General features: G+C 51.9%; 5 protein-coding genes. All 5 read left to right on the top strand.

Annotated elements, in window-relative coordinates:
- Window positions 1-89: 89 nt before the first annotated feature.
- Window positions 90-1,577, top strand: a complete 1,488-nt coding sequence (locus A3754_RS02665) for a bifunctional 2-methylcitrate dehydratase/aconitate hydratase (protein ID WP_063518786.1) — start codon at window positions 90-92, stop codon at window positions 1,575-1,577.
- Window positions 1,578-1,743: 166 nt separating this feature from the next.
- Window positions 1,744-2,906, top strand: a protein-coding gene (locus tag A3754_RS02655) for an IS3 family transposase (protein ID WP_156496711.1) whose coding sequence is annotated in 2 segments (ribosomal slippage) — window positions 1,744-1,999 and window positions 1,999-2,906 — 1,164 coding nt in all. Because the reading frame shifts where the segments join, the coding sequence is not laid out codon by codon here.
- 501 nt (window positions 2,907-3,407) lie between these two features.
- Window positions 3,408-6,047, top strand: a complete 2,640-nt coding sequence (locus A3754_RS02650; RefSeq protein WP_156496710.1) for a hypothetical protein — start codon at window positions 3,408-3,410, stop codon at window positions 6,045-6,047.
- Window positions 6,048-7,614: 1,567 nt separating this feature from the next.
- Window positions 7,615-8,523 (top strand): hypothetical protein, encoded by a 909-nt coding sequence (locus tag A3754_RS26430; protein WP_156496708.1) that lies wholly within the window; start codon window positions 7,615-7,617, stop codon window positions 8,521-8,523.
- Window positions 8,524-8,641: 118 nt separating this feature from the next.
- Window positions 8,642-9,188: hypothetical protein (locus A3754_RS02635; protein WP_197468400.1), on the top strand; the 547-nt coding region annotated here is incomplete at its 3' end.

The following is a 9,188-nucleotide window of genomic DNA, read 5'->3' as shown; positions in this document are numbered from 1 at the left end:
AAGCCGCTCAATTAACCCCCGGCAATGCTTGACCCTCTGCCATCCCGGGGGAGACCCTGAAAGCCAACCGATCCAGGGAGGCGTCTACCATGGCCAGCAATACCGATCAGAACCTGCGACCCGATTACGATCAAGTCATTCAGGACATTGTTGACTACGTTCGCGATTACCGCATCGAATCGGAAGAAGCTTGGCAAACCGCGCACTATTGCTTGCTCGACACCCTCGGTTGCGGGTTCCTTGCCCTACGTTTTCCGGAATGCACCAAGCATCTTGGCCCGATAGTGGAGGGCACTGTGGTGCCTCACGGGGCTCGGGTTCCCGGCACCCCGTACCGTTTGGATCCCGTAAAAGCGGCCTGGGACATCGGCTGCATGGTCCGCTGGCTGGATTACAACGATACCTGGCTCGCTGCAGAGTGGGGGCACCCATCGGATAACCTGGGCGGCATTCTGGCGGTAGCCGATTATCTCTCACAAAAACGGGTAGCGAACGGTGAGCCGCCCTTGACCATGAAGGCTGTTCTGGAAGCGATGATCAAGGCCCATGAAGTTCAGGGCGTGCTGGCGCTGGAAAATTCCTTCAACCGCGTCGGCCTGGATCATGTGTTGCTGGTCAAGGTTGCATCCACCGCGGTGGTCTCACACCTCATGGGTGGCAATCGGGAGCAGATGCTGTCTGCGGTCTCCCATGCCTGGGTGGATGGCCAGGCACTGCGTACTTATCGCCATGCCCCCAATGCGGGCTCACGAAAATCCTGGGCAGCGGGGGATGCCACCAGTCGGGCGGTGCGTCTTGCAGATATCGCCCTGCGCGGTGAAATGGGAATTCCGGGCGCGCTCACTGCCCCCCAGTGGGGGTTCTACGATGTGCTGTTCAGCAAGACCAACAAGGACCAGGCCATCAAGCCGGAAGAACAGCGTCAATTCAGCTTCCAGCGCGGTTATGGCTCTTACGTGATGGAAAACATCCTTTTTAAAATTCGCTTCCCGGCCGAGTTCCACGCGCAAACGGCATGCGAGGCTGCGGTATTGCTGCATCCGGAGGTAAAAAACCGCCTGGATGAGATCGACAAAATTGTCGTAACCACCCATGAATCAGCCATCCGCATCATTTCCAAAGAGGGACCACTGGCCAACCCGGCGGACCGGGACCATTGCCTGCAGTACATGATTGCCGTGCCCTTGATCATGGGGGACCTCAATGCCGACCACTACGAAGACAGCTTCCACGCCAACAACCCGATGATCGACACCCTGCGGAATAAAATGGAAGTCGTGGAAAGCGAAGAGTACACCCGCGATTACCTCGACCCGGATAAGCGTTCCATCGCCAATGCGATACAGGTTTTTTTCAGCGACGGTACAAAAACGGATGTTGCTGAGGTGGAATACCCCATAGGCCATCGACGCCGTAGAGAGGAGGGCATGCCCGTGCTGAAGAGCAAGTTCCACCAGAATTTGCTGACCTGCTTCCCGCCAACACGGGCGCAACACATCCTCGACGCCTGCAATAATCCCCAGTCCCTGGCCTCCATGCCAGTGCATGAATTTATGCACATGCTGGTGGTCCTGTAGCAGCGCAGCGGAGCAGCGACCGAGAGTCGGCCCGTAGGGTGAGCGTAGCGAATAACGTCCCTTGCGGCGCGATACGACACTTTCACGCTTGGGCTATAGTGTAGTGGTCTAATGAATCCGGACACCAACATAGGTGGTAAAGTTACCACCTTAATCGAGGTGCCAGATGACCAGAAAACGACGTTCCTTTACTCCTGAGTTCAAGCAGGAAGCCGCCAGCTTGGTGTTGGATCAAGGCTACACTGTTTCCCAAGCCAGCACATCGCTTGGTGTAGTTGAGAGCGCGCTGCGGCGCTGGGTCAAGCAGCTTGAGGCGGAACGTCAAGGTGTTACCCCCAAAGGCAAGGCTCTTACCCCGGAGCAGCGCCGGATACAGGAGCTTGAGGCTCGGTGTGAGCGCCAGGAACGGGAGAAGAACATTCTAAAAAAGGCTACTGCTCTCTTGATGTCGGACGACTGGAATCGTACGCGCTGATTGACCAGTTAAGTGAGCGGGAGCCTGTGGAATTGGTCTGTTCAGCGTTTAATGTGCATCGTTCCTGTTACTACGAACATCGTAAGCGGTGCCGTCGTATTGATGTGGAGAGGGTGGCCTTGAAAGCCAAAGTGAACCGCTTGTTCAATCAGAGTCGCAGTTCGGCGGGAAGCCGTACGATACAAGGGCTCCTCAATGAGCAGGGGGAGGAAATTGGCCGTTTCAAGGTACGCAGTCTTATGCGTGAACTCGGGCTGATCTGCAAGCAGCCCGGGCCTCATGCTTACAAGCAGGCGACAGTAGAGCGGCCCGATATACCGAACCATCTGGATCGAGAGTTTACGGTGGCAGCCCCGAATCAGGTGTGGTGTGGAGATATCACCTATATCTGGACGGGGAAAGGCTGGAGTTACCTAGCTGTCGTGCTGGATCTCTACGCCCGGCGAGTTGTGGGCTGGGCCATCTCCAGCCACCCGGATGCAGATCTGGTGGTGAAGGCCCTGGATCATGCCTGGGAGCAACGAGGTCAGCCTGAGAAAGTCATGTTCCACTCGGATCAGGGCGGCCAATATGCCAGTCGCATGTTCCGGCAGCGGTTGTGGCGCTATCGGATGCAGCAAAGCATGAGCCGGCGGGGCAACTGCTGGGATAATGCGCCAATGGAAAGGCTGTTCCGTAGCCTGAAGTCAGAATGGGTGCCGACAATGGGCTACCGCAACTTGCCTGAAGCAAAGAAAGATATCGGTGACTATCTGATGGGTTACTACAATCACCACAGGCCTCACAGCTACAACAGCGGAATCGCCCCTGCGGTGGCCGAGGAAAAACCTAAATCACTGTCCGGTATTAGTTGACCACTACATAGCCACCTTGGTTCCCTGCACCAAACACCAGATCCATAAGCGGTCCTTCTCCGACTACGGCAACCCTGGTTTCTTATCCAGTTGCTCTTGAGCAGGGATCATCAGCCTTGAGCGTCAAGCTGAATGAAACATATCCAATCGGAATATTCCGGTGCCGTTTGTGCACTTTGGTAACAAGCTGTTTTCTGGGTAAAGAGTACAAGCATGCATAGGCCTGGTAAATAGTCTGTTTATCTTGCATAAGCTGCTGATATTTATGGATTAATAATAAAGATACTGTGTAGTGTTTTCGTTAACAAGTGTTGCCATAAGGTTTGGCGCTGTGTAGCCTTGTGACTAAATATCGTAAGCCCTGACCATATCGTTCACGCCTCGGCAAAGGCTAATAACAACAATCATGGGGTCACAGTGCGTCGAAATACGTTCTATACAGGATTATTGCTGGGCGCGGCCGTATTGGCTCATCCCTTGTCTGCTTACGGCCTGACGGCCATGAGCGATGATTCCATGTCTGAAGTATCTGGCCGGGACGGCATTACCGTGGTTGTTCAAACGCCTGATGCGGGATGGGAGGCAACATCAGCGGGCTGGACTACCGATGTGGATGGCTTCGATGCTGACAAGAGCGGTGGAATATCGACAGCGGAAGAAGCCTACAAGGCAACCCTTCAGCTCGATACCGTCAAGGCCCGCAAAGTCGATCTGACGGGTGCAACCTTGGGTGGCGGCCCGGCCATTCTCACTACCAAACTGGATTTTGGCTCTACGGGAGCCGACCCGCTCATGCAATTTTACATGGGCGTTAACCGCATTCGGCTGGAGGCTGCGGCATTACGCGTCCCCACTTCCCAATCCTCTACTGCACAAAGTCGCTCTTTCGGCTCTTGGGCATTGGATACCTCCATGCGCATGACCTTCCGCAATCGTGGTCTGTTCGATGCCGATTACGATAAAGGCTACCTGAAAGGCGAAGTCGGGGGCTTGAACCCGCATACGAACCAGGTGGAATACGCCAACCTGTTCTACAAACAGGTCATTACCACCAACTCTGACCCTAGCACTTATGAGCCCGAAATGGTCATGCACGACTTTCATGCCATGTGGGAAATGACTGAAGGCACTTTGGGTATTGATGAGGACGGCTTCATCTGGCGCACGGGTTACGGCGGTGATTGGGCTAATGCCCCAGTGGATAATCCTGCCACACCAGGAGAGAACGAGGCCGTCACTAGGCTAACCCAAGCCGATGTAATTAAATTGGCCCTGGATTTCGAGTACCTTTATAAAGATCCGGGCATTCATGGTGAATCGCAGGATTTTGTGATCACGGATAAAAGCCGTGGTGTTATGCACTTTGGTTGGTTGGGCAGCGCGAAGGATGTAGAGCTTTACTGGCGTCCGGGCGGTACATGGTACGGCACAGAAACGCTTGCGTCAGAGTATGGCAGTCATGTCATCTACGACATGGCCAACAAATCCGGCGGCTTGCACTTTGGCGGGGGCTGGGAATTCGTCGACCGTGCCGAAGCCGCACAAATCGGCGACCCGAATCTGGAATTCCGCTGGCGCCTGGGGGAAACCTCGGATGTCTGCCCGGGTGGCACCTGTGCGAGCGGTCAGGACAAATCCCGTATCAACTTTGAGCTCGGTAACTGGACCTTATGGGGCAAGCGCACCTACGGTGACGAAACTATTGCTGATGATGGCTTTGATTACCCCTACGCCAATAATCTGCACATCAAGCCGGCATCGTTCCACTTCCCGTTGATCGCGCTGGACGCTATCAATGGCGATCAAGGGGCAGGGGGCTTTTGCTGGGGCTTTGCCTACAATGGCCCGGCAGCGACCTGTGCCGGCAACAGCAGTCAGTTTATCAACCTGACCCCGGGCCATATCGGTAGTGCTTACAGTAATGGCAGCTACACCGCAGCCATGGAGCACAGCGGCGCAAACTCCACCGGTGGCCTGGCCATCTACATGCGCGATGCCCAGCTGCAAGCCTTCTCGCGGAATGTGCGCTTTTTGGAGCGTGACGGAAATGGCGATCTAATACCGGCTAAAGAAAGAAATCTTGACTGGGGGCTGATCTATGCCTTGGCCAATGTTGACGCCAGCATCTATCTCTATCCCGGCGGGAATAGTTACGACCAAGACAGCGGTATTGTTGCAGATCTGATGCTTATGTCTCAGACCTTTGATGAGGATGATCCGTTGCGCCAAGGCTCCAACTGGGATCATGGCACCCATCTGATGATTGCTGACACTAATATTAATGGTTTAGATGCTGGTTCGGGTGGTTATGGTGAAACCCCTCGTAATGCTATGGGTATTGGTTTCCTGGATACCAGTTTTTTGCTGGCCGCTAATGATACCCGCATCATGCTTAAAGAACAGTCTGGCACTAACGACATGGATTACTATAGTGGTGGCCTTGATCTGGCATCGCCGTCCACTCGTTTCAACTACAAGGCTACCTTTGGTGGTGGCATCCTGCCGGACGATAATGGCAGCTACGGGATTGGCCCGCGCATTGTTCAAGGTGCCTTGCTTGACTTCAATATGGAAGGCGCGCTCAACGTAAGGTTCTCGCCTTCCAATCCCAATGACACTTGGGCGGCCGCAGAAGCAGGGCAGTATACCGGCCCGCTGAATAGCGCGAAAAATTATCTAGGTTATAGCGCCGCAGCTCGGTTCGGCTCACTAAATAATGTCTTGGGCAATGAGGGGACGGAGGGTGGCATTGGTAACCCAAACGGTTATGGAGCTTACCTTAGCTTGGGTGAGCCCGGTCGCCCGGATGTAGTCTGGCGCTTTGCCAATGTAGAAGGCGATATCGCTTTCGATAATGGCATTATCGATATCCGAGCTGATGATGAAGATGGTGATGGCAAGCCGAAGCTCATAATCGCTAATAATATGCTGATTGGTCGTGCAGCCGCGGGAAGGGTTACAGAAGGCTTTAGTGGTCTGGACGTAAGTCGTTATAACAACGGTGGTCCTGTATCAATGGGGCAGGACTTTAAGGCCAATTTGATGCTGGGTGAAAATACACTGGGTACGGCCGTAATTCCTTCTGCTACCGTCTATTCCTCCATCACTCTTACAACCCCTACACCGGGTTCAGGGCTGTGATGCTTTTGAGGAGCAAGAAGCAAATGACCATGCAAACGATAAAAAAAATGTCCCGATGTATTAAATGGGGTTTCCCTGCCAAAACTACAGTAGAAATCTGCACGCAAGGAATGCCCGCTCTCGGCTTCTCACTAATGCTCCCTTTACTGCTGGCGGCTCCCTCGGTAAATGCTTTGGTGGAAATGGAAGAAGAGCAAATGGCCAACGTTACCGGTGCCGGTTTAGCATTTGTNTTCGATGATTTTAGTTTCCGGATGGCTCCAACCAGCTTTGTAGAGTTAACGGGGTCACAACCGACCTCTGATGCTTATAATAATTTCGGATGGCGCCGAGGCGACGCCCGTTACTATGGCTTGTCCATGACAAGTGCAGGGTCCAGTAAAACCAACGGAAGCGGTAACTATTTTTATGGAACAGACTGGTATTCAAGTAACTCCGGAGGGGGCGGGTGTGGGAATTCTGCTAGTCAGGGAGCAACGGTAACGAGTTTAAGCTGCCCCATGGGTGTCGGTGATGGGGATTTTGGGGTTGATGCCTTTGCATCAGTTTATGACCCTTTCATGCTGCGTGTATTTGAATATCAAGGTTACAATTACGATGGTGGCTGGCTTGATGAGCCAGCAGGAACTCCCGGCTCATCAACGGGTATCGGCGGTAAAGTAATGCCAAGTGTGCTTGAGTTTCGTGGCCCTGCAAATTCTGATCCCTGGCGTTGGGCTTTCTGGGGTGAGTTGGAAGTTAACCGTTATCATGCAACTGAAAATCCAACTGGCAATCCTGCTGCCTCGGGCACAGATAACAATTCTGTTGTTGGCAGTGGCGGCGCCGATTTTCTGCAAAGCCAAACCATTATTCTTGGCAAACCGATATCAAAAGGGGACATATGGGATAGGGAGACCGACTCTTATAGTGCTCGTCAGGAGGGGCCCCGTCGTGCGGTACAACGCTGGATGTACACAACAAATACAGCTGATCAAACCTTTGGTGTGACTTACGATAGCGCGTTGTCAGGGGATTTTCGTTTTTCCGTTCGGCAAGCAGGTGGCTCACCTGATCAGCTTCATTATGTTCCGAATTTCAATAATCAGGAAGGAATGTATTTCAGGAATGTGGATGCCTTCATTCCTTTGGGGACCCTTCATTATCAGGCGCTGACTTTTAGTGGCGTTAGTAGATACGATGAAAATGGAAACGAACTTGCCAATCCTGTTCAGAATGGCAACTTTTCGATTGAACTGACTCGAATTCCAGATGTTTCAAATGTTTATAATCATTTCTATTGCAAGGAGCAGGGAGGAATTTGTGACTTGGCATCGGATGATTCGATAGCTGATCCTAACCCTGATACTCATGGCTATGTTCGCTGGGGTGATTGGAGTGGGGTCGATATTGGTACTGGTGCAGGGTTGCCTGGGCCCAATGACGCGACAAACGGAATATATTTTGTAGGCGGTACGAATGCTGCCGTGACAGCACCGACAAACACGGTGACCAACCTTGGTATTTCACGCATCGAGGGTATGCTAATCCAGCATATGAAAATCACATCGTTGGGGGCCGGAAACTAATGAAGATCGATCCTGATGCTATCTTTGTTCGTAGAAAATTTTTACATACAGCATTGCTGGGCGTTCTAACGGCTGTTTTGATGTCGACAAGTTTGGCTTTTCCTGTCCTAGGCCATGCAATGGAGGCATTGGAAGAGCAGGAAATGGGAGCTATAACAGGTCAAGAAGGCGTCATGGTTTCTATAGAGTACTACTATAACTCCGTTAGAACTGACGATCCTTCCACCACAGGGCAAGGCCTATCTTCTTGTGGTGGACCTTCTGACTTGGGCAACATGAACTGTCGTCTGGCATGGCAGCTTGCAAATCGCGGTGATGCTGGGGCTTCCGGAATTTATTCTGCAACAAACTGGAATTTGCCTGGTGGTGGCGGTTGCGATGGGGCTGGCAGCTGTAAAGGGGAGTGGCTGGTTTGGAAAGCGGGCTGGGCTTCTCTGGCTGTTAATGGTTTGATGCTGGATGCTGCCACTTTGGGCGATGCAATCTCGTCGGGTTCAAGTTACGAATCTTGGCTGGGTGCTTACGACTCTGGAGACTCATCGAATAATACCGGAAACATGGTGCCTGTGTACGGGAGTTTTGTTGATAGCGGTGGAGCCTGCTTAATGCCAGAAGGCTACGGCACCTCCCCTTGTACTGTTGCATACATGAAAGCGATGCCGGCGTTGAAAACGCATTTTCCTGGAACCGGAGGAAGCTATGATAACAGTACGCGGGAATCCAGCGGTTTCAATGATGCGCGTTTCGGCTTGCAAGTCTCAGGTTTGTCTGCGGAATACGATACAGGCGGCGTACCTGGGTGGATGCTTAATAATGGCGGCTCTTTCACCAGTCTAAAAATCGCTGATAATAATGGTTACCAAGCTGGAATAGCTTTTGGTGGTGACTTCTATTTGTATGGTTTTTAATTTGGCGATTGGTGTGATTGTACATAAGGTCATTAATTAAAACGTGCTTTGCTCTTGTTTGCAGCTACTTGGAAAATAAGGTTCTGATAATGATCAATATAACAGGAACCCTGAAAAAATGATTGCAAATCTACTGGGTCGCTCTCGTGTGTCTGATTGGGAGGCTTCTGCTCCTGCGATGATAAGATTCTTTCTGGTTTATGTAATTGGATTGTGTCTACTTGCCCTCAGCCCCTCGTTATTTGCGTTACAAAAAATGCAGGATAGTGAGCTTGCGGATGTTACTGGTCAGGCTCTTATGCAGATGTCAAAAGAGAGCACAAATGGGTTTACGTTCTATACAGCTGGTCTTGATGCTGTTTTAGAGCTGAATATGAACATCCAAAAACTGCAGCTGGGTTGTGGTGGGGCCAACTCTGTTAATAATGGCCAGCATTGTGATTTAGATGCAGATAACTTTTCACTCGGCTGTATTGCGGATTCCAGTGGAAATTGTACTTTTGGAAACGGCGGTACGCAGATGCGGGATCTGGTGATGACTCGCCCTTATTTCCAGTTTGCAATCAAAAATGATAATTCAAAAACGTTGCGTGAAGTGGTTGGGGTTCGGCTCGGAGGTGAGCAAGTCGAAGGGCCAATGAGTATTGGCAACTTTAATAGCTTTA

Source organism: Alcanivorax sp. HI0083 (genome assembly GCF_001635175.1).
This window is presented reverse-complemented; position numbering and strand designations above follow the sequence as displayed.